The sequence below is a fragment of the Citricoccus sp. NR2 genome (assembly GCF_027594385.1).
In the GTDB taxonomy this organism is placed as follows: Bacteria; Actinomycetota; Actinomycetes; order Actinomycetales; family Micrococcaceae; genus CmP2.
The window spans coordinates 2394135-2415947 of sequence record NZ_CP115154.1; the positions used below are offsets into that span (position 1 = coordinate 2394135).

The window sequence follows — 21813 nt, forward strand, 5'->3', positions numbered from 1 at the left end:
ATCGATAAAGAAGTGGAACAACATCTACTGTATGCCAGCAAGACTTCGAACGCACATTCGAGCACGTGCTGTGGTGCTGTCGTTCGCTAACAGCACACCGCCGGACGGAGCGCAGGCCAGCTAGTCAGGGCGGCTGATCCATCTCTACACTGAGTCTCATGTCTTCGTCAGCCCACAGCACCGCCGGTCCCATCACTGTCGTCCAGGATCTTCCTGAAGTAACGATCCGGACACGTTCGGTGTCGTCGATGGACAACAACGTCTATCTGATCACGTCGAAGACCTCGGGAACCCAGGTGCTGATTGATGCTGCGGACGACCCGGCCGCCATCATGGAACTCCTTGCCTCGGCAGCGGTGGACACGCCCTGCCACACCACCCTGGCCGTCATCATCACCACTCACCAGCACTGGGACCATGTGCGTGCGCTGGCCGAGGTGTCCGAACAGACCCAGACCTCAACGGCCGCGGGAACCGCGGACGCGGATGCAATTCAGGAACAAACATCGGTGACGCCGAAGGTGCTGTTGAATCACGGCGACGCCGCCCATTTTGATGGGATCTCGTTAGACATCATCGGGCTTCGGGGCCACACTCCCGGTTCGGTCGCCTTGGCCTTTGTTCCCGACGCCGATGCACCTACCGTGCTGTTCACGGGCGACTCGCTGTTTCCCGGTGGTGTAGGTAATACGCAGAACGATTCAGTGCGGTTCACGCAGCTCTTCGACGATGTCACGTCCCGGATTTTCGACGTCTATGACGACGACACCATCGTGCTGCCCGGCCACGGCGCGAGCACCACGCTCGGCCAAGAACGGCCACACTTAGACGAATGGCGGGCCCGCGGCTGGTAGGTCGCCCGCCAACCACTCTCGTCTCAGATCTGGTAGTCGAGCACTTTCTGACCGACCACGAAGACGCGACGCATTGAGAAGACCGTGAGCGTGGTTCCGTCGGGTGCCTCATAGGGCGGATAAGCCCGCAACATCGCTTCCCGGTATTCCCGTGTGTACTGCTCTTCGAGCCGAGTTCCGTCGCGTTCATCTGCGGCAGCGAGCCCTTGGAGGACGGGGCGCAATGCAGCACCACGAACCCAGGCGTAGACTGGTTCCTCCCCCAGCAGCGACTGCAAATAGGTGGTCTCCCAGACATTGGGGCGTAGTCCGGCGTCGATCAGGGTCTCGGTGTATTCCAACGGCGTGTAGATCGATTCGCGGGTATAGGTGCCGCGCGAGGCGTCCGCGTACTCCGGGCGTCGCGCCAATTCGCTGATCATGGCGTGCGAGGTCGCGGCATAGTTTCCGGGGACCTGCATCCCGAACCATGCCCCCGGCTTCAGGGCCTTGAGCCAGGAGCTCATCAGCTGACGGTGCTGAGGGATCCACTGCAGCATCGCGTTTGAGACGACGACGTCGACCGAATGGTCTGGCATCCATTCTGTGGCGTTGGCGTGCTCGAAACGGAGATTCTTCGGGGCCTGAGGATCATCGGACTGCATCCGGCGGGCGGCCAGAACCATATCTTCCGACGAATCAAATCCGATCACCTCGGCGTCTGGCCAGCGCTCAGCCAGGGTGCGGGTCATGGTGCCGGGTCCACAGCCCAAGTCGATGACCACCTTGGGACTAGGCGCGTCGATCACGGACGTCAGGTCCTTAAACGGGCGGGCGCGGTGGTCGGAGAACTTCGCGTACTGAGCCGGATCCCAGTTGAAATCGTGCATGGGACCACGCTATATCGGTCTTCAGCTACCTGCCGATGACCGCGACACTCGAGGTCACACGGAGTCGCGGTGCCGGATAAGCTGGGTGGCGATGAGACTCCTCGATTATCTTCCCGACGCCGATGAACTCCGCGATGCAGCTTCCAGCGGTAGCGACCTGATCTACGGCCGATTTGTCGAATGGACGCAGTCCCGCGGAATATCGCTCTACCCGGCCCAGGAAGAAGCAATGCTTCACCTGGTGGAAGAGGACAACGTCATCCTGGCAACCCCGACCGGGTCTGGTAAGTCCATGGTGGCGCTCGGCGCCCACTTCCACGCACTGTCTTACGGACGGCGCAGTTACTACACCGCACCCATCAAAGCGCTGGTGTCGGAGAAGTTCTTCGCCCTGGTCGATGTCTTCGGTGCGGATAACGTGGGCATGGTGACGGGCGATTCTTCCGTGAACGGCGATGCTCCGATTATTTGCTGCACTGCCGAGATTCTTGCGAACGGAGCATTGCGGGAAGGATCCGGTCTCGACGTTGGCGCGGTCGTGATGGACGAGTTCCATTTCTATGCGGATCCGCAGCGTGGCTGGGCGTGGCAGGTGCCCTTACTAGAATTGCCTCAGTCACAGTTCCTGCTGATGAGTGCCACACTCGGTGATACCAGCCGGTTCGAGAAAGACCTGACGGAACGTACCGGTCGAGAGACGGTGACCGTTGCCCACGCTGAACGTCCGATTCCGCTGAGTTTTGAGTATTCGGAGGAACCAGTTCAGGACAAGATCGCGGAACTGGTGAGCACGAAGCAGGCACCGGTTTATATTGTGCACTTTTCGCAACTGGACGCTATCGAACGTGCCTCGGCCTTGTCCTCGGTTGATGTGACGACTCGGGCTGAGAAGGACGCGATCGCTGAAAGAATCGCCGGCTTCCCGTTTTCCGCTGGATTCGGAAAGACTCTGAATCGTCTGGTCCGCGCTGGAATTGGTGTGCACCACGCCGGGATGCTGCCGAAATATCGGCGCCTCGTGGAGCGTTTGGCCCAAGATGGCTTGCTTAAAGTGATCTGCGGGACCGACACTCTGGGGGTGGGGATCAACGTGCCCATCCGCACGGTGGTGATCACCGCACTGAGTAAGTTTGATGGCACGCGGACGCGGCACCTCAACGCCCGGGAATTTCATCAAATTGCCGGTCGAGCCGGACGCGCCGGTTTCGATACCTCCGGCACGGTGGTGGTCCAAGCTCCCGAGCACGTCATCGAGAATCTTCAGGCCCAAAAGAAGGCGGCCGCGAAATTCGCCAACATTAAGGATGAGGCGGAGCGCAACAAACGGATCAAGCAGTCGACGAAGTCCAGCCCCAAGAAGACGCCTCCGAAAGGCTTTGTTTCCTGGGGTCAGGCGACCTTCGAGAAACTGGTCCAGGCCACTCCGGAGCCGATGGTCTCCCAACTGAAGGTCAACCACTCCATTCTGTTGAACCTGCTGAGTCGGCCGGGCGACCCGATTCGCGCGGTACGCCGTTTGGTGCGCAACAGCCACGAACCGCCAGCCAAGCAGGCCGGACTGTTGCGGCAGTCATTGGGCATCTTGCGAGAGCTCATGGTCACCGGTGTGGTGGTACGCCGTCCCGAACCTGATGAGTTTGGCCGAATGATCGACGTCACGGTGGATCTCCAGCCGGACTTTGCCCTTAACCAGCCGCTCTCCCCCTTCGCGCTGGCGGCATTCGAGCTCCTCGATCCGGATTCGCCCACCTACGCTCTGGACTTGGTGTCCATTGTGGAAGCCACCTTGGATTCGCCGCGGCAGGTGATTTCGGCTCAGGTGAAGAAGGCGAAAACCGAAGCCATGAGCGCGATGAAGAGCGAGGGCCTGGAGTACACGGAGCGAATGAAGGCACTCGATGAGGTGACCCATCCACGCCCGCTGGCGGAGATGCTGGAGCAACAATTCGAGAACTATCGCCAGGGTGCGCCGTGGCTGTCCGATTTTGAGCTGGATCCAAAATCCGTGGTCCGCGACATGTTCGAACGCGCCATGGGATTCACCGATTACGTTAATTTCTACGGGATCGCTCGCTCCGAGGGTGTGTTGTTGCGTTATCTCACCGACGCCACCAAGGCACTGCGGCAGACCATCCCTCAAGACACTCGGACCGAGACACTGGACCTGATCCAGGAATGGCTCGAGGCCCTGATCAAGCACACCGACTCGTCGCTGCTGGAGGAGTGGGAAGACCTGGTCGCCGGCGACGTTGAAGAGCTGCGCAAAGACTTCGAGACCCTAGCTCCTCCGGCGCCACCGCGACTCACGGACAACGAGCAGGTCTTCACCGTGATGGTGCGCAACGCGATGTTCCGACGCGTGGAGCTGTTCGGCGCCGAACAGGACGCGCGACTGGCCGAACTCGACGATGTTCCGGACCGTGCCCGCGCCTTCACTGCGGACGACTGGGCTGATGCTCTCGACGAATATTTCGGCGAGTACGAGGATATCGACGACTCCCCGACCGCACGCGGTCAGCAGTATTTCCAGGTGAATCGGAAACCAGACCTGACGGACCAGGAACGCGCCGATTCCGGCATAGCGGAGTCACGGTATTGGACGGTGCGCCAGATTCTGGTGGACCCGGAGGGCAACCTTGATTTCGGGATCAACGCCGTAGTGAACCTCGACCGTTCTGATGAGCAGGGCTCCCCCTCGATCCTGGTCCTCTCCGTGGGGGCACCGGGAGCGTAGGCTGAGTCCATGAGTACCGGAAGCACCTCGAACGTGTTGATCTCCACTTTGCGTAGCGGAACAGCGTCGCGCCTCTTTGACGGCACCGTGATCCGTGATCATTTCCTGGAGGTGCCGCTGGATTATGACCAACCGCAGGGGCGGCGTATCACTGTTTTCGCCCGGGAATACACCGCTGACGGTGGTGGCTCCCGTCCGTGGTTGTTGTATCTGCAGGGCGGTCCCGGAGGCAAAGGGGTCCGTTCCGGTCCTTTGTCGGGTTGGATGGCGGAGGCGAGCTCCGAATTCCGGATTCTCATGCTGGACCAACGCGGCACCGGTCGCTCGACCCCGATCACCCGCACCTCACTGCCGAGGGAAGGTGACGGCGGGCAACAAGCCGATTATCTGAGCCATTTCCGTGCGCCGAATATTGTGCGCGACGCCGAGCAGTTCCGTCTGGCTCTGGGCTCCGGACCTTGGACCACCCTGGGGCAGTCCTATGGCGGATTCTGCACGCTGAGCTATCTCTCATTTCACCCCGAGGGGCTGCGGGCGAGCATGATCACCGGTGGGTTGTCGCCGATCACGGGACCGGCCGACCGGGTATACCAGGCCACGTACCGGCGGATGCGGGCGCGGAATCGTGAGTTCTTCGAGCGTTATCCCGAGGATTGGCCGTTCTGGGAACGCATCGTGCGCCTCGGACGACATTCCGAGCAGCGCTTTCCGGATGGTTCCCCGGTCACCGTGGGGCGGTTGCAGATGTTGGGCATGTATCTGGGCGGCAATACCCGGATTGACCAACTGCACTACCTATTGCAGGAAGCCTTTGTTGAGGGCGATGACCGGCTCAGCGACGCGTTTCTCGAACAGGCCCATGGCCTAATCGGGCATCTTTCCCGTCCGCTGTACATGGTGATGCACGAGTCGATCTACGCGCAGCCGGAGGCGGAGCCGACCGACTGGGCGGCCCATCGGGTGCTGGCAGATCATCCGGATTTTGATCCTGAGCGCTCTCGTACTCCCCTGTTGACCGGGGAGATGGTGTTTCCCTGGTACGCGGAACTAGATCCGGGTCTGCAACCCCTGGCCGACGTGGCCGAGCATCTGGCTCAACGCATTGGGTGGGAGCCGCTCTACGATCTGGATCAACTGGCCGTGAACACCGTGCCAGTCGCGGCGGCTGTGTATCGGGATGACGTCTACGTAGATGCCGAATTGTCGGTGGAAACCGCGGCCCGCGTGGCTGGGCTTCAGGTGTGGCAGACAGCGGCGCACCATCACGACGGCCTGGCCGAAGACGGTGCAGGCATCTTCCGACGGCTCTACGACATGGTGTCGTCCCCGTCGGCCTCGTCATCGGAGGAATGACGACGAGCTTGCTTCCAGCGGCGATACGACCAGATGGTCAGCACAATGACGGCAATCCAGGACACCACGACCACGGCGCCGTTGAGGATGGACTGTTCGGCCACGAAATCACCGATCGCCACGAGTGAGATTTGTCCGGGCAGCACGGCCAGGGCCGAAGCGGACAGATAAGCGTGCTGGGATACGCCGAACGCCCCGCTGCCATAATTCACCGGCCAATAGGGAAACCCAGGAAGCAGACGAAGCATGAACACCGTCTGAAAACCAGCATGGCTCAGATTTCGCTCGATGGAGGCGCGGTGTCGACCCAGCAGGCGGCGCGTGGCATCTCGTCCGACGGCGCGGGCCAGCCAATACGCACCCCAGCACCCGATGAGCACGCCAATCAGGGACAGCACACTGCCGATGGCGACGCCGAACAGCAGCCCCGCCACGACAGCCATCACCGTGACCGGTATGGGGGTGATGGCGACGAGGGCATAGAGGCCAATGAACACTAAGCCTTGATCCACCGATGAGCATGCTTGGTACTGGTACGTAATTAAGAACGAAATGCCCGTCTGACCGGGAAGAATGGCACTTGTTCAGGGTTCCGTTCCACCGCGATGAGAGGGCATCTCGCAGATGCAAGTTTCCCACACCCGTTCCGCACTGTCAGCTTCCTTCGACGAGCCGAACCTCATCGGCTCCGCCGGACTGGTCCCGATGATGGAGCTGGCCGCCGAGGCCGGCCTGCACCAGCTGGCCAAGGGGCGATTGACGGTGCCGACCGACAAGGGCGCCAACGCCGGGGCCAAGATCGCGGCCCTGGTGGCCGGCATGTGCGCCGGAGCCGACTCGATCGACGACATGGCCATCCTGCGCCACGGGGCGATGAAACGAATCTTCAACGCCTGCTACGCGCCCTCGACCCTGGGTTCGTTCCTGCGTGCGTTCACCTTCGGGCACGTCCGCCAGCTCGACGCGGTCGCCTCCGGACTGTTGGCCAACCTCTCCGTCAGGGCATCGGTGCTGGGAAGCCCCGGCGCCGGACAGTTCGTCTATGTGGATGTGGACGACACGATCATCGAGGTCCACGGCTATCAGAAGCAGGGCTCCGGGTACGGATACTCGGGCGTGCGTGGACTCAACGCCTTGCTGGCCACGGCGAGCACCGAGACTGCGGCCCCGGTGATCTTGGGTCAGCGTCTGCGTCGCGGAGCGGTGGGCTCCCCACGCGGGGCCTGCCGGTTGATCGCCGACGCGCTGGCCACGCTCAAGCGACTGCCTCCGGACTCTGGCGCCCGGATGTTGGTCCGTGCCGACTCGGCTTTCTACGGGCACGCCACCGTGGCCACCGCGTTGAAAGCCGGTGCCGACGTCTCGGTCACCGTGCGGATGAATCTGGCGGTCAAGGCCGCCATCGCCACCATCGCCGACGATGCCTGGACCGGCATCGAATACCCCGAGGCGATCTACGACGAGACCACCGGCACCTGGGCCTCCAAAGCCGAGGTCGCCGAGGTGTCCTTCACCGCGTTCACCTCGAGAAAGAAAGCCGAACGGATCCCCGGACGGCTGGTGGTGCGCCGCATCCCAGAACTGAACCTCAGGCAGGACGACGGGCAGCCGACGTTGTTCGACACGCACCGGTTCCACGCCTTCTTCACCACCGTGGATCCGGAAGTGTTGGACACGGTGGCCGCGGACCGGACCCACCGGCAACACGCGATCATCGAGCAAGTCAACGCCGACCTGAAAGACAGCGCCCTGGCCCACCTGCCCTCCGGCCACTTCGGGGCCAACAGCGCCTGGCTGGTCTGCGCGGTGATGGCCTACAACCTCACCCGCACCGCCGGGATCCTCGCCGCCGGCACCTTCACCAAAGCCCGCACCGGCACCATCCGGGCCAGACTCGTGAACATCCCGGCCCGAATCGCCTCCAGCGCCCGCAAAATTCGAATCAGACTGCCCGAGGCCTGGCCCTGGCAACAGGGACTCGAACGGCTCTTCACCGCCATCCACCCGCCACCACAATCGGCATAGCCAACCGACCGAACGCTGCGCCCCGGCACGACCGAAGGACCAACAGTGGAACACCACCGGCAGCGAGGCCGGTTACTTCCTCACGCCCAAAATCGATTCACCCGGTGCTTCCGGAATCACACTCCGGCCTGAACCCGCGTCGGTGGATCGAGGCTAAGGGACCTAACCAACCCCACGCCTCGATGGTGGAATGCAGTTGGCTGAGCGAGGGAAGCCGCACGTTGAGAGCGAGCCAGAGCATGACCGCCACCGTGAGGACTAGACCGGTACTACGCAACAACGAGCCCCAGTGTTCCTGCGAGTCCAGCTGAGAGCTGTCCTGCGCAGGAACATCCTGGGGATCGTCAGATGTCGAGTCGGTCATGCTCGAAACTTATCAGACCGTGGGACCCTGCTTTTCCACGATCTCCTTGGACACATTGGCGTCGTGACCGTTGCCGTTGGACTGTGCCTCAGCCCAGCGTGTCTCGTGCGCGGTGCGAATAATGGACGAGTAGCGATCCTTGTTGTCGATTAGGGCGTCGCGCCACTTCTGGCTCAGGCCCTCGGCCTCGCGCGTCCAGCGATCCATCTTGGCTTCGGCGTCCCGGCGCTCGTCGGCCGAAGCCGACTCGTCGAGCTTCGTGTAGCGGTACGCGTACTTCTCGGCGTTCTGCAGGGTGCGCAGGGCCTTGCCCTTCGGGCTAGTCAGGGAGGCGATGACGGTCACGATCAGAATCGCGACGATGACCATCAGCGAGATGTGAGTCGGGATGGTCTGCACCGGCACATCGGAGCCACCGTTGATGAAGAACAGGTTGTTCTCGTGAAGGGCGTGCAAGATCAGCTTCACTCCGATGAAGCCCAGGATGGCGGTGAGGCCGTAGGAGAGGTAGACGAGGCGGTCCAGCAGTCCGTCGATGAGGAAGTACAGCTGGCGCAGACCCATCAGCGAGAACGCCGTTGCGGTGAACACGATGTACGGTTCCTGGGTCAGACCGAAAATAGCCGGGATGGAGTCGAAGGCGAACAGCACATCGGTGGCGCCGATTGCGACCATCACCAGTAGCATCGGGGTGATCAGCCGTTTCCCGTTGATGCGGACGAACAACTTGTCCTCGTGGTACTGGTCGGTCGAAGGAAGCACGCGCTTAGCGGTGCGCACCATGATGTTGTCCGCTTGGTTTTCTTTCTCCTCCGAGGAAGCCAATTCACCCTTGAGCTGCTGGCCGGCGATCAACAGCAATGCGATACCGAAGAGGTAGAACACGTCTGACCACAGCTCAATGATGGCTGCACCCAGCAGGATGAAGACGGTGCGGGAGATCAAAGCGAAGGTGATGCCGAAGAGCAACACCTTCTGCTGGTACTCACGCGGTACCTGGAAGCTCGCCATGATCACGAGGAACACGAAGAGGTTGTCCACCGAGAGGGCCTTCTCGGTGATGTAGCCCGCGTAGTACTCGATCGCGTGCTGGGTGTCGCCGAAGACGAAGAAGACGAGACCGAAGATGAGGGCGATGCCGACATAGATGGCAGACCAGATGGCCGCTTCTTTAATGGTTGGGGTGTGCGCCTTACGCACGTGCGCGAAATAGTCGAAAAGCAGTAGACCCACAATCACCGCAATGGTGATGGTCCACGTTAACGCGTTGATCTCCAAAGGGAGCCTCCTGCGGATAGAACAGACGTCACAAGTCTCTCCCACCGCTGGTGAGCGGCCTCCGCGTCCGGTCTGGTCTCGATACCAGACGTGCTGACGTCCACGGGGTTCGGGGATACTCCCTTGCAATGCTGAAGTCTAGCAGGTCATGCGTGACCTTCACGTTGCATCTGGCGGAGCTCCTTCTTCAACTCGGACACTTCGTCACGCAACCGTGCGGCGAGCTCGAACTGCAGGTCCACGGCCGCCTGGTGCATCTGGGCCGACATCTGGTCGATGAGATCCTGGAGATCCTTCGCTGGCAGGGCCGCCATTTTCGCCACCGTGTCCATCCCCACCTCGTTTTCGGCGGCGGTTCCGGGCACCTCTTCGGCGATCGTTGCGGTGTAACCGCGGCGTCCCGCACCATAGTCGAAACCGGTTTTGACGCCCGCCATGCCCGCGAGGAAATCAGCAGAATCGGCGTCTTCGCGTGCGAGCTGGTCGGTGATATCCGCAATTTTCTTGCGCAGCGGTGTCGGGTCGATGCCGTGATCGCTGTTGTACTTCTGCTGGATTTCCCGACGGCGGTTGGTTTCGTCGATGGCCTGTCGCATGGAATCCGTGATGGTGTCCGCGTACATGTGCACCTGGCCGGACACGTTACGGGCCGCACGGCCGATGGTCTGGATGAGGGACTTCGAGGATCGCAAGAAGCCCTCTTTGTCTGCGTCGAGAATCGACACCAACGACACCTCTGGCAGGTCGAGTCCCTCACGCAACAAGTTGATGCCCACCAACACGTCGAAAACGCCCTTGCGCAGGTCCCGCAGCAACTCGATGCGCTTGAGCGTATCGACGTCGGAGTGCAGGTACTGGACCTTGACCCCATGCTCGAGCAGATAGTCGGTCAGATCCTCGGCCATCCGCTTGGTCAGCGTGGTGACAAGCACCCGCTCGTCCCGCTCGGTGCGGGCAGTGATCTCCTCCATCAGCGAGTCGATCTGCCCCTTGGTGGGCTTGACGATGACCTCGGGGTCGATCAGGCCGGTCGGGCGGATGATCTGCTCTACCACGCCGTCGGCTTGGCCCAGTTCGTAGTTGCCCGGGGTTGCTGAAAGATAAACGGTCTGGCCGATACGTTCCAGAAATTCGTCCCACTTCAGCGGGCGGTTGTCCATCGCCGATGGCAGACGGAATCCGTGGTCCACCAGTGTCCGCTTGCGCGACATATCGCCCTCGTACATGCCGCCGATCTGAGGCACGGTGACGTGTGACTCGTCGATCACGAGGAGGAAATCATCCGGGAAATAATCGAGCAGGCAGTGCGGGGCGGAGCCGGCCTCACGGCCGTCGATGTGGCGTGAGTAGTTCTCGATGCCGTTGCAGTAACCCATCTGCTGCATCATCTCGAGATCATAGGTGGTGCGCATCCGCAGCCGCTGCGCCTCCAGCAGCTTGTCCTGGGACTCCAGTTCTTCTAGCCGGATGCGCAGTTCCTCCTCTATTTCGCCGATGGCGCGGTGCATCCGCTCGTCGCCGGCAACATAATGCGAGGCGGGGAAGATGTACATCTCGTCTTCCTCGCGGACCACCTGTCCGGTGAGCGGATGCAACGTCTGAATGGATTCGACCTCGTCGCCGAAGAACTCGATGCGTACCGCCAGCTCCTCGTACATCGGGATGATCTCGACGGTGTCCCCGCGCACCCGGAAAGTGCCCCGGTGGAAGTCCGTGTCGTTGCGTACGTACTGCATGTTCACGAATTGCCGCAGGAGCTCATCCCGGTCCAGCTCTTGGCCGCGGTGCAACGTGACCATCTGGGCGATGTACTCCTCGGGGGTGCCCAGACCGTAGATGCAGGACACGGTCGACACGACGACGACGTCGCGGCGAGTCAGCAGCGCGTTCGTGGCAGAGTGTCGCAGCCGCTCGACTTCCTCGTTGATGGAGGAATCCTTCTCAATGAAGGTATCCGTCTGCGGCACGTACGCTTCGGGCTGGTAGTAGTCGTAGTAGGAGACGAAATACTCGACGGCGTTGTTGGGCAGCAACTCCCGAAACTCATTGGCCAGCTGGGCGGCCAGGGTCTTGTTCTGCACCATCACCAGGGTGGGACGCTGCAACTTCTCGATGAGCCAGGCGGTGGTTGCCGACTTACCGGTGCCGGTTGCACCCATCAGGACGACGTCCTTCTCGCCGCCCTGCACGCGTTCGGCGAGCTCGGCGATGGCCTTCGGCTGATCGCCCGAGGGCTGGAAGGGCGAGACGACCTCGAAGGGTGCGATCTGTCGGGAGATCTTCTGTGCCAGACTCATACCTCCAGGTTACGCCGGAACGTCTCTCTGCGCAGAGTCCCGGAGTTACTGGTGGCGCAACGGTTCGATGATGGTGCGCCAGAGCTCCTCCGTTTTGGCGCGCAGTTCTTCCACGGTGCCCTCGTTGTGCAAGATCACGTCCGCCACCGCGGCGCGTTCGGCATCACTGGCCTGGGACCGAATACGGGCGCGAGCGTCGTCCTCGGCCATCCCCCGGTGTTCGATCATCCGGCGCACGCGAGCCTCTTCTTCCGCCTGCACCACCAGGACCAACTCGAACCGATCGGCCTGTCCCGTCTCCACCAGCAACGGAATGTCCTCGACGACGATGTCGTCTGCTTGGGCTTGTTCTCGGGCCTCGGCAGATGCTGCACGTACGCGTGGGTGGATAATCGCGTCGAGAGCGGCTCGTTCGTCGTCATCGCCGAAGACGATCGCACCCAGGGCGGGACGGTTCAGGGTGCCGTCCTCGTGGAGGACTCCCCCACCAAAGCGTGCCACTACTTCAGCTAGCCCTTCGGTCCCGGGGGCCACCGCCTGGCGGGCCAACGCATCGGCATCGATCACGATGGCGCCGAGTTCGGCCAGCATGGCGGAGACCGTGGACTTACCCGACGCTATGCCGCCGGTGAGCCCAATGCTGACGGGAGCCACTCTGCTCATGACTGTTGCCCCTTCTGATAGGCATCATTTTCTTCCACAGTGCCATCACCGCGCTGCCAATGCCAGGTTTGCGGTTGATGCGTATCGAAGTCCGGTTCGGTTCCCACCTCGTATTCGGAGCAGATCACGAACTCCTCGGTGGCGCTGGGCTCCTCCTGGGCGCGGCGGTGGAACTCTTCCAGGGGAAGCACCCGCCTCCACTGCCGGGTGCGGATGGGACGCGCGGAGCCGTAGTCTTCGCGAACCGCCTGCAGCAGCGAGAGCATCATGATGAAGGTGAGGATCATCAGCGGTAGCCCGATCACGATGATCACTTCCTGCATGGCATTGAACCCGTTCTCTCCCGCTGTGACGAGGATGACGGTGCACACCGCACCAATGGACACGGTCCAGAACACCCGCTGCCGCTTCGGTCCGGCGTCCTCGTGTCCCGACGCGATCCCGTCCATCACCAGTGCACCGGAGTCCATGGAGGTGACGAAGAAAATCACAATGACGATGAGCGTAAACACCGCAACGAAGCCGAATGCGGGGTAGCCCTGGAGGAACTGGAACAGCGCGGCCTCGATGTTCCCGTCGTCGACGACGGTCTCCACGAGCTCCCCGCTGACCCCAGAAGTAGCGGTGGCCTGGTCCTGCACGATCCCGGAGATGCCCCACACGGACATCCACACGATGACGAAACTGGTGGGCATGCCGATGGTGGCGATCACGAACTCGCGAATGGTACGGCCTCGGGAAATCTTCGCGATAAACATCCCGACGAAGGGCGACCAGGTGACCGCCCAGGCCCAGTAGAAGACGGTCCAGTCTCCGGTCCACTGTCCCGATCCGGAGAAGTCATTGAAGAAGGAGAGCACCGGCAGGTTGTACAGGTAGCGTCCCGCCGTCTCAACGACGCCTCGGAAGGTGTCCATTGTCGCTCCCCACATCAGCACGAACAGCATCAGTGCGACGGCCATGAGGATGTTGAGGTACGACAGCCGATTCACGCCCTTGTCCATACCCAGGAGCACCGAGGTGAGGCCGGCGCCGGTGATCAAGGCGATGGTGAGCGCCTGGATCCAACCCTGCATGGGCACCCCGTAGACATAGGTGAGTCCGGCGTTGATCTGCATGGCGCCCAATCCGATGGACACTGCGATACCGAACACGGTGGCCACAATGGCCATGATGTCGATGGCCTTGCCCCAGGGGCCGTGGATCCGATCGCCGATAAACGGTTGGAATGCCGAAGAAGCCCGCGGAGGGAGGTTTCGCTTGTACGTGAAGTAGGCGAAGGCCAGCCCTGGCACCACTTGAATAGCCCAGAGCTGGAAGCCGAAGTGGAACGTACCGATCGTTGGGGGTACCGCATCATGGTTGATCGGCTCGGCGACGCCGAAAAACATCAGGATCGCTCCGACACCGGCCGCGAAGACCAGCATCGCGGTGGCGCCGAGCGTAAACACCCAGCCGATGTCGTAACGCATCACATCGGCCAGCGCGCCGAACCCAGACTGAACCGGCCCGGGGAAGAATCCCATGGCCAGGGTGAACAGGATCACGATCAACGCCGAGGATAAAGTGGTGGACGACCGCCTACCTTACCCGTGAGTTAACCAACTCCCAACCCGGGTGCACCGCAGGGAGGAAGCTAGACTATCGACGATGTCACAGCACTCCGATTCCACCCTCGTCGATGATTCCCACGCGCGTCGATACAGCGTGCTCCCGGCGGCCCAGCGCCACACTCCGGTGGTGCATGAAATCGAGATTAAACGGTCGCGATTTATTGGCTACCTTTTCCGGGTCGAAGCGGAGGAAGACGTCAGGGAACACGTGAGCGCGCTGCGCAAAGAGCACCATCTGGCCCGACACACCTGTAGCGCATTTCTGCTGGGCCCGGACCGGCGAGTAATGCGTTCCAACGACGACGGCGAACCCGCCGGGACCGCCGGAACACCGATGTTGGAAGCGATCGCCCAGCGCGAGACGGTGCTCGTTAGCGCAGAAGGAACCGGCGCGGAACAGCTGCGAGACGCCTCCGACGTGCTGGCAGTGGTGGTGCGCTACTTCGGCGGGGTGAAACTCGGAGCCGGCGGACTGGTTCGTGCCTATTCTGACGCTGTGTCCCAGACCCTTGACCAGGTCACCTGGACGGTCCGGCAACGGATGCTCTGGTACCGCATTCCTGCACCGCACGCTGTAGCGGGACGCTGGGAGAACGAATTGCGCGCCACTGGGTGGCACCTCGGTGCCACTGACTACGCGGGTGCCTCAGCGTTGTTGACACTAGCCAGTGTCGACGACGACATGGCGGCAGAACGTCTGAAGGCAGACCTCGCAGCCATCACCTCCGGTGCCGGACAGGTCGAGCCCACCCATGTGGAATGGACAGACCTGTGATGGCGTCGCAAACCGAGGTTCAACCCAGCCCCGTCGAACGGCTCCTGATCATGGAGATCGAGACATTTCTCGAGCAACGCCCGGAGTTACGTGAGCTCCCGGTGGCGGTGATTAATGAAGAGACCGGTGCGCTGAGCCAGCATCTGTCAGAGCTGGGTCTCAACGGTCGGCTCATCCTGGATTCTCGCAGTCGAGCCGAGCAGATTAAGGTACCTGATGCCTGGCGGCTCTTCACCGGGCCCGACGAAGTGAGTCTGTCCGGGGTTGGCTGGGTCATTCATTTGCTGGCCCGGCCCCTGGAGGCGCTGGAAGAAACAGCCTGGCATGTGGCCCGTTGGGCTACGTCCGACGTCGTTATGATCAGTGCCGCACGCGAAAAGCACCTGAATCGGAGCATGAACGCGGTGCTGGAACGGTGCTTCCAACGGGTCCATGCAAGCCGCGGGGCCTACAAGTCTCGTGCGCTGATAGCTTCGGCACCGAAGGAATCCCTCACCGAGCACCAGCTACCAGAGCGGATCCCGCGAAGACAACGCGTATCGGTGGCGCCCGTGGGCGAGCTCGAACTGCGTGCCTACGGGATGACTTTCGGTGCGGCACGGCTGGATCCCGGCACCGCACTGTTGCTCACCACACTGCTCTCCTCAGGTCCCGATGGTCGCCGTGACGCGATCGACCAGCTCGACAGTGTGGTTGATCTCGGTTGCGGCAACGGCACGATCACCGCGGCTTTAGGGTTGGCAACCAGCATTCCCCTGCTCTACGCCTGCGATGATTCCGCCTCAGCGGTGCGTTCAACCAGGGACACCGCCGCGGCCAATGGGCTGGACACCGACCGCGTCCAGGTGACTCACGTCGATGGACTGAAACATCACGCCGATGCTTCTCTGTCCGCGATCGTCCTGAATCCGCCCTTCCATGATGGCGGCACCGTGACGACCGATATTGCGCACCATCTCTTCGCCGAGGCTGCCCGCACGTTGAAGCCCGGCGGTCGGTTGTGGTGTGTCTGGAATTCGCATCTGCGCTATCGCGACGAACTGGACCGCGTGGTGGGCCGGACCACGCAGCTGGCCCGCGACCGGCGATTCACTGTCACTGAATCCATTCGCTAACACGCAGGAAGCCCCGCACCGAATCGGTGCGGGGCTTCCTGCTCGGATTAATTCAGCGCGGAGTCACGCTGGAGAACCGAAATGTATCAGTTGCCGGTTAGCTTCTCGCGCAAGGCAGCCAGAGCTTCGTCGGAAGCCAGGGTGCCAGCATCCGTGGCCGGAGCCTCGGAGGAGTAAGAGGTGTTGCCGGCCTCGGCTGCTTCGGTCGATGCCTCGACTTCTTCAGCGGAGTGACGGACAACCTGCTCCTTGTGAGCTTCCCAGCGAGCCTGAGCGTCAGCGTACTGCTGCTCCCAAGCGGCGCGCTCGGTCTCGAAGCCTTCCATCCACTCGTTAGTCTCGGGATCGAAGCCCTCGGGGTACTTGTAGTTGCCCTCGTCGTCGTAGTCGGCAGCCATACCGTACAGCGCCGGGTCGAACTCGGTGCCCTCGGGGTCCACACCCTCGTTGGCCTGCTTGAGCGACAGCGAGATGCGGCGACGATCCAGGTCGATGTCGATGACCTTGACGAAGAGCTCCTCGTTGACCGACACAACCTGCTCGGCGGTGTCGATGTGGCGGGCAGCCAGCTCGGAGATGTGCACGAGGCCCTCGATGCCGTCCTCGACGCGCACGAACGCACCGAAAGGCACCAGCTTGGTGACCTTGCCGGGCACGATCTGGCCCAGAGCGTGGGTCCGGGCGAAGACCTGCCACGGATCCTCCTGGGTGGCCTTCAGCGACAGCGAGACACGCTCGCGGTCCATGTCGACCTCGAGCACCTCGACGGTGACTTCCTGACCGACCTCGACGACCTCGGACGGGTGATCGATGTGCTTCCAGGAGAGTTCGGAGACGTGCACCAGGCCGTCGACGCCACCCAGGTCCACGAAGGCACCGAAGTTGACGATCGAGGAGACCACGCCGTTGCGCACCTGGCCCTTCTCGAGGTTGTTGAGGAAGTTCGAGCGGACCTCGGACTGGGTCTGCTCGAGCCACGCGCGGCGGGACAGCACCACGTTGTTGCGGTTCTTGTCCAGTTCGATGATCTTGGCCTCGAGCTGCTGGCCGATGTACGGGGCCAGGTCGCGGACGCGGCGCATCTCGACCAGCGATGCGGGCAGGAAGCCGCGCAGGCCGATGTCGAGGATGAGGCCACCCTTGACGACCTCGATGACGGTACCGGTGACGACGCCGTCGTCTTCCTTGACCTTCTCGATGTCGCCCCAGGCGCGCTCGTACTGAGCCCGCTTCTTGGAGAGGATCAGGCGCCCTTCCTTGTCCTCCTTGGTGAGGACCAGGGCTTCAACGGAGTCGCCCACGGCAACCACGTCGTCGGGATCGACGTCGTTCTTGATCGACAGTTCACGGGAGGGGATGACACCTTCGGTCTTGTATCCGATGTCGAGAAGAACTTCGTCGCGGTCAACCTTGACGACAGTGCCCGCAACCAGGTCACCATCGTTGAAGTACTTGATGGTCTCGTCAATGGCTGCGAGGAGGTCCTCGGAGGTGCCGATGTCGTTGATGGCAACCTGCGGGACGGTCTTGGTGGTGGTCATGTAGTAGGGACTCCGATGTGGATAGTTTTCGTATACTCAGGGGGCCGAAGCCGGAACGGATCCTGTGATTTCGGTCAGCGAAACCCACTGAACAATCTATGGACATGTGCGCATTCGACGCACCCGACCATCATACGCCAGCAGCCCAACGCGCGCAATGCGTGGCGAGGGTGTGTGCCAGGGGATTCACCGGGTCAGAATCCGAAGTTGCAGAAGGGTTCTTTCACGACGGCGAACATGCGCAGGAACTGCTCTGTGGCCGGTCCGTTGATTAGACCGACCTCGGCCAGCGCTCCCCCGCCGCGGAAGAGTGCGGTGGCCAGATGCGCGACGTCGAGAGTTACCGCATCCACACCATCGTGCTGAGGAGCGTCGATCCGCTCGGCCCGGGCGGATCCGTTGCTGACGTCGAGTCGGTAAAGACCGTCGACGAGTCCCATCGCGTCCTCGACGTCGAGGACCAGGGATCCGTCTTGACCGTAGTCACGGGACTCCAGCGCAGCGACGACGTCGAGCAGCCGCGTCCACACCAGATCGGATTCTGAGGTCGACTTCACCGCCCGCGGATCGATCATCGCTGTGGCCAGAGCGCGCCCCGGGACCTCGCGGTACTTCAGCTCATCGACTAGATCCAGGTTCAGCACGGTGTCCATCAGCCCGGCGAATCCACGTCGGGTGAAGAACTGGAGATCACGGATGACACCGGTGGACACTTCCACGTTCTCCCAGCCCTTGTGGCTGATGACCGCCAGAGCTTCGGGTCCGTCTTCGGTGATGTACACGTACCCCTTGAGCTCGCGGTGTGCCTCGGAGCTACCGCCCCAGAGGTTCACCGCGCCCAGCATGTTCTCCTGAATCGGCCGGGGGCGACGAATCGAACCGGGGGTGACCTCATGCGACTGGCGGTCAAGACGGTCGGCGAGGTCCACGAGCTCGGTCGGGTTCACCTCATAAACCTGACCGACTGTGGTGTTCAGCGCTTCGAGCACCTCGGGACGTAGTTGGATTCCACGACGGCGGTCGATCGTCTGCGTCACTTGGTAGGTGGAGACGCCGAAGCCGAATCGCTCGTAAATTCCGCCCTCGGACACGGTCAGTGCCGCCAGCGGATACCCCTGCTCCTGGGCGCGGGTGAGTTCCTCGGTGATCATCCGGCGCAGGATGCCGCGCCGTCGATGCGTTGGGGCCACGCCCACCGCGGTGATCAGCCAGGCAGGCAGGATCTTCGAGCCCACGTTGAGGGTGGAGGGCAGTCCGCCGATGGTGCCCACGGGTCGCTGCCACCTCGGCAGGAAATCCGGGCGTGGTTCGGCCTCGCGGAAGCCCCGGAACTCGAGCCCCATGTCGCGATTCTGCCGGGCCCAGATGTCGATCAGGTCAGCGGAGCCGGGGTCGACATAGAACCCCAGCTCCACCTGCTGGTGGAGGTGGCGGTACGCTTCGCTGGCTTTGATCTTCTCTGCGCCGTCGGCGTCGTGCGAGCTGGGCTCGATGAAGTCGTCACCGGCGAGGGTGAAGGGGGTGAGGGGCCTGCTCAGGGACATGATCATGTCATCTTTCCGGCGGTGTCGAGGGGTCGAGGGGCTGGGAGTGCCTCAGGATCTGGGAGTGTCTAGTGGGCGGCGTCGTTCCAGGAACGGCCGCGCCCGACCTGGACGTCGAGCGGCACCCGCAATTCGATGGCGCTCGACATCTGCTCGGTCAGAATACGTTCCGCCTGCTCCTCCTCGCCAGGGGCGAGCTCCAGGATGAGTTCATCGTGGATCTGCAGGATCATCCGGCTACGCAGCTGCTGCTCCGTCAGTTCGCGCTGCACTCCGAGCATGGCGAGCTTGATGATGTCTGCTGCGGAACCCTGGATCGGTGCGTTCAGGGCGGCACGCTCGGCCATGTCCCGCAACTGGCGGTTGTCCGAGGTAAGGTCGGGCAGGTACCGGCGTCGGCCCAGCATGGTCTCGGTGAAGCCGTCTTTGCGTGCCTGCTTCACGACGTCGCGTAGGTAGGTCTGCACGGCGCCGAACCGGTCAAAGTAGGCGCTCATCAGCTCGCGGGCCTCGTCTACGGAGATGCGTAGCTGTTTAGAGAGTCCGAAGCTGGAGAGTCCGTAGGCCAGACCGTAGCTCATCGCCTTGACCTTCGAGCGCATCTCGGAGGTGACGTCCTGGGGATCCACATCGAAGACGTTCGCGCCGACGAAACGGTGCAGGTCCTCGCCGTCCTTGAACGCGGTGATCAGGCCCTCGTCTTCGGAAAGGTGGGCCATGATGCGCATTTCGATCTGCGAGTAGTCGGCGGTGAGGAGCTGGGTCTGCTCCCCCGTCGGGAGTGTGCCGGCCGTGAAGACGTCGCGGATCTGGCGTCCGGCCTCGGTGCGCACCGGGATGTTCTGCAGGTTCGGGTTCAGGCTGGAGAGCCGACCGGTGGCCGCCGTCGTCTGGGAGAACGTGGTGTGGATCCGATGATCCTCGGCGACGGCGTCCTTCAGTCCCTGCACGGTCTGCTTGAGCTTGGTCGCATCGCGGTAGAGCATCAGGTTCTGCAAGAAGGCGTGGCCGGTGCGCTCCAGCAGATCGTTGAGCGAGTCGACGTCGGTGGAGTAGCCCGTCTTGGTTTTGCGGGTCTTCGGCATGTCCATTTTCTCGAACAGCACGACCTGCAGCTGCTTGGGCGAACCGAGGTTGACCTGCTCGCCGTCATTGGCGGCCCAGGCCGACTCCTGGGCGGCACCGGCCTGGTCGCTGAATTCCTGCAACAGCTCGTCCAGTCGTGATTCGTCGATGGCGACGCCGGCGAACTCCAGCTCGGCCAGCACGACCGCCAGCGGAATCTCCAGGTTCTGTAACAGCTGCTGTGCGCCGCGCTCGATGACCGCGGGGGTAAACACCTGGGAGAGGCGTCGAATCATCCAGGCGGCACGCACCGCATCATGGGCGCGCTGCTGGGCTTTGCTTTCCTCTTCGGCACCGTCGAGGTCCAACGCCTGTTGGCCCGCGGCCGGGGTCTCCCCCGTGTCGAGGTTCGCATTGAGGTAGCCCTCCACGAGGGCGGACAGCTCGTAGCTGCGCCGGTCCGGTTGCAGAATGTATGCAGAGATGAGGGCGTCGTCCTGGACCCCGTCGATGCTCGCGGTGCTGCCGAACGCCTTAATGATGGACTTTACGTCGTAAACAGCGGTGTCCAGGGCGGGGTCGGCCAGCGCGTCACGCGCTGCCTTGGCCGCGGCACTGTCCGAGGTCAGGTCGACGAACAGCCCGGCATCATCGGCCGCGAAGGACACACCGGTGACCGTGCCATAGTCGCCCGGGACCGGGATCTTGCGCTTGGCCACCATCTCGGGACCGGTGATCTCGGCATACACGCCGAGCAGCTCGCCGCCGTGCTCGGCCAGGAAATCGTTGACCTGCTGCGCGGAATCGGCCACCGTGAAGTCGGGAGTGACATCATCCTGTGCCGGTTCGGTGGTGGTTCCCAGGCGCTCGTCGAAGGTGTCAAAGACGCGCTGCCGGACCCGGTTGAACTCCAGTGCGTCGAAAAGCTCCTCCAGTTGCTCCCGGTCGGGCTGCTCGAGCGTGGTCGCTTCGAGGGTGACAGGCAACTCGAGGTCGCGCACCAAGGCGTTGAGCCGCCGGTTCCGGTGCACGTTATCCATGTGCTCCCGCAGCGACTCCCCCTTCTTGCCCGTGATTTTGTCGGCGTTGGCCAGCACGCCGTCGAGGTCACCGTACTCCTTGAGCCATTTGGCGGCGAAACCGGGGCCGACCCCGGGAATCCCGGGCAGATTATCCGCCGTCTCGCCGACGAGGGCCGCCAGCTCCGGATACTGCGCCGGGGACACCTTGTACTTCTCCTCCACCGCCGCGGCATCCATGAGCGGAATATCGGAGACACCCTTCTTCGGGTAGAGGACCAGCGTGCGGTCGGTGATCAACTGGAAGACATCGCGATCGCCGGACACTACGCGGGTCTCCCAGCCGGCGTCCTCGGAGAGGGTGGCCAGGGTGGCCACGATGTCGTCGGCCTCGAACCCGTCGAGGGTGATGGTCGGGATGCGCAGGGCTTCCATGACTTTCACAATCAGGTCGATCTGACCGTAGAACTCCTGGGGCGTCTCGGACCGGCCGGCCTTGTACTCGGCGTACTCCTCAGAGCGCCGGGTGGGGGTATCCAGGTCGAATGCGACGGCGACATGGGTGGGCTGCTGCTGCCGGATCATGGTCAGCAACATGGTCAGGAAACCGTAGACCGCATTGGTGTGCTGTCCGGTCGCGGTCGCGAAATTCTCCGCTGGCAGCGCGTAGAACGCGCGGAACGCCATCGAATGTCCATCGATAA

The 21813-nt window shown here is 62.5% G+C and carries 15 protein-coding genes; 6 read left to right on the top strand and 9 right to left on the bottom strand.

Features of this window, described 5'->3' with window-relative positions; translation table 11 throughout:
* Positions 1–158 precede the first annotated feature (158 nt).
* Positions 159–854: an MBL fold metallo-hydrolase gene (locus tag O1A05_RS11170; RefSeq protein WP_270105284.1), complete on the top strand. Its 696-nt coding sequence runs from the start codon at positions 159–161 to the stop codon at positions 852–854.
* A 23-nt stretch (positions 855–877) separates the two neighbouring features.
* Here O1A05_RS11170 and O1A05_RS11175 read toward each other — a convergent pair whose 3' ends face one another.
* Positions 878–1723, bottom strand: a complete 846-nt coding sequence (locus O1A05_RS11175; protein WP_270105285.1) for a methyltransferase domain-containing protein — start codon at positions 1721–1723, stop codon at positions 878–880.
* Positions 1724–1814: 91 nt separating this feature from the next.
* On the opposite strand from O1A05_RS11175, the gene O1A05_RS11180 reads away from it, so the two are divergent.
* Together O1A05_RS11180 and O1A05_RS11185 are read left to right on the top strand one after the other, a co-directional pair.
* A complete protein-coding gene (locus tag O1A05_RS11180; RefSeq protein ID WP_270105286.1) occupies positions 1815–4457 on the top strand; it encodes a DEAD/DEAH box helicase in 2643 nt (880 codons plus the stop codon).
* A 9-nt stretch (positions 4458–4466) separates the two neighbouring features.
* Entirely contained in the window at positions 4467–5810 is a 1344-nt protein-coding gene (locus O1A05_RS11185) for an alpha/beta fold hydrolase (RefSeq protein WP_270105287.1), read from the top strand.
* Here O1A05_RS11185 and O1A05_RS11190 read toward each other — a convergent pair.
* Entirely contained in the window at positions 5765–6322 is a 558-nt protein-coding gene (locus tag O1A05_RS11190) for a TVP38/TMEM64 family protein (RefSeq protein ID WP_270105288.1), read from the bottom strand. The two genes, O1A05_RS11185 and O1A05_RS11190, sit on opposite strands and share 46 nt — an antisense overlap.
* Before the next feature lie 112 nt (positions 6323–6434).
* Between O1A05_RS11190 and O1A05_RS11195 the strand changes: the two genes are divergently transcribed.
* Entirely contained in the window at positions 6435–7835 is a 1401-nt protein-coding gene (locus O1A05_RS11195) for an IS1380 family transposase (RefSeq protein ID WP_270105289.1), read from the top strand.
* 376 nt (positions 7836–8211) lie between these two features.
* On the opposite strand, the gene O1A05_RS11200 is transcribed toward O1A05_RS11195, so the two are convergent.
* From O1A05_RS11200 to O1A05_RS11215, 4 genes are all read right to left on the bottom strand, one after another.
* Entirely contained in the window at positions 8212–9477 is a 1266-nt protein-coding gene (locus O1A05_RS11200; protein WP_270105290.1) for a TerC family protein, read from the bottom strand.
* Positions 9478–9623: 146 nt separating this feature from the next.
* On the bottom strand, positions 9624–11774 hold the full coding sequence (gene uvrB, locus O1A05_RS11205; protein WP_270105291.1) for an excinuclease ABC subunit UvrB: 2151 nt from the start codon (positions 11772–11774) through the stop codon (positions 9624–9626).
* Between the two features lie 45 nt (positions 11775–11819).
* Positions 11820–12437 carry a dephospho-CoA kinase gene (gene coaE / locus O1A05_RS11210; protein WP_270105292.1) on the bottom strand — a complete coding sequence of 206 codons (618 nt, stop codon included), beginning with the start codon at positions 12435–12437 and terminating at the stop codon, positions 11820–11822.
* Positions 12434–13984 (bottom strand): BCCT family transporter, encoded by a 1551-nt coding sequence (locus O1A05_RS11215; RefSeq protein ID WP_270107573.1) that lies wholly within the window; start codon positions 13982–13984, stop codon positions 12434–12436. The genes coaE and O1A05_RS11215 overlap by 4 nt, the downstream gene beginning before the upstream one ends.
* A 103-nt stretch (positions 13985–14087) precedes the next feature.
* On the opposite strand from O1A05_RS11215, the gene O1A05_RS11220 reads away from it, so the two are divergent.
* Complete coding sequence (locus tag O1A05_RS11220; protein WP_270105293.1) at positions 14088–14825, top strand: IMPACT family protein; 738 nt, start codon at positions 14088–14090, stop codon at positions 14823–14825.
* Positions 14825–15940, top strand: coding sequence for a class I SAM-dependent methyltransferase (locus O1A05_RS11225; RefSeq protein WP_270105294.1), 1116 nt, complete (start codon positions 14825–14827; stop codon positions 15938–15940). The genes O1A05_RS11220 and O1A05_RS11225 overlap by 1 nt, the downstream gene beginning before the upstream one ends.
* Before the next feature lie 86 nt (positions 15941–16026).
* Here O1A05_RS11225 and rpsA read toward each other — a convergent pair whose 3' ends face one another.
* From rpsA to polA, 3 genes are all read right to left on the bottom strand, one after another.
* On the bottom strand, positions 16027–17481 hold the full coding sequence (gene rpsA / locus O1A05_RS11230) for a 30S ribosomal protein S1 (RefSeq protein WP_270105295.1): 1455 nt from the start codon (positions 17479–17481) through the stop codon (positions 16027–16029).
* Positions 17482–17675: 194 nt separating this feature from the next.
* Positions 17676–19025, bottom strand: a complete 1350-nt coding sequence (locus O1A05_RS11235; protein ID WP_270105296.1) for a GNAT family N-acetyltransferase — start codon at positions 19023–19025, stop codon at positions 17676–17678.
* 68 nt (positions 19026–19093) lie between these two features.
* On the bottom strand, positions 19094–21796 hold the full coding sequence (polA, locus tag O1A05_RS11240; RefSeq protein ID WP_270107574.1) for a DNA polymerase I: 2703 nt from the start codon (positions 21794–21796) through the stop codon (positions 19094–19096).
* Positions 21797–21813: the final 17 nt, after the last annotated feature.

What these genes read in the sequence shown, in the direction of transcription:
- O1A05_RS11170 (WP_270105284.1), top strand. Translation starts at nt 159, where the DNA reads ATGTCTTCGTCAGCCCACAGCACCGCCGGTCCCATCACTGTCGTCCAG.
- O1A05_RS11175 (WP_270105285.1), bottom strand. Translation starts at nt 1,723, where the DNA reads ATGCACGATTTCAACTGGGATCCGGCTCAGTACGCGAAGTTCTCCGAC.
- O1A05_RS11180 (WP_270105286.1), top strand. Translation starts at nt 1,815, where the DNA reads ATGAGACTCCTCGATTATCTTCCCGACGCCGATGAACTCCGCGATGCA.
- O1A05_RS11185 (WP_270105287.1), top strand. Translation starts at nt 4,467, where the DNA reads ATGAGTACCGGAAGCACCTCGAACGTGTTGATCTCCACTTTGCGTAGC.
- O1A05_RS11195 (WP_270105289.1), top strand. Translation starts at nt 6,435, where the DNA reads ATGCAAGTTTCCCACACCCGTTCCGCACTGTCAGCTTCCTTCGACGAG.
- uvrB (WP_270105291.1), bottom strand. Translation starts at nt 11,774, where the DNA reads ATGAGTCTGGCACAGAAGATCTCCCGACAGATCGCACCCTTCGAGGTC.
- coaE (WP_270105292.1), bottom strand. Translation starts at nt 12,437, where the DNA reads ATGAGCAGAGTGGCTCCCGTCAGCATTGGGCTCACCGGCGGCATAGCG.
- O1A05_RS11220 (WP_270105293.1), top strand. Translation starts at nt 14,088, where the DNA reads ATGTCACAGCACTCCGATTCCACCCTCGTCGATGATTCCCACGCGCGT.
- O1A05_RS11225 (WP_270105294.1), top strand. Translation starts at nt 14,825, where the DNA reads ATGGCGTCGCAAACCGAGGTTCAACCCAGCCCCGTCGAACGGCTCCTG.
- rpsA (WP_270105295.1), bottom strand. Translation starts at nt 17,481, where the DNA reads ATGACCACCACCAAGACCGTCCCGCAGGTTGCCATCAACGACATCGGC.
- O1A05_RS11235 (WP_270105296.1), bottom strand. Translation starts at nt 19,025, where the DNA reads ATGTCCCTGAGCAGGCCCCTCACCCCCTTCACCCTCGCCGGTGACGAC.
- polA (WP_270107574.1), bottom strand. Translation starts at nt 21,796, where the DNA reads ATGGCGTTCCGCGCGTTCTACGCGCTGCCAGCGGAGAATTTCGCGACC.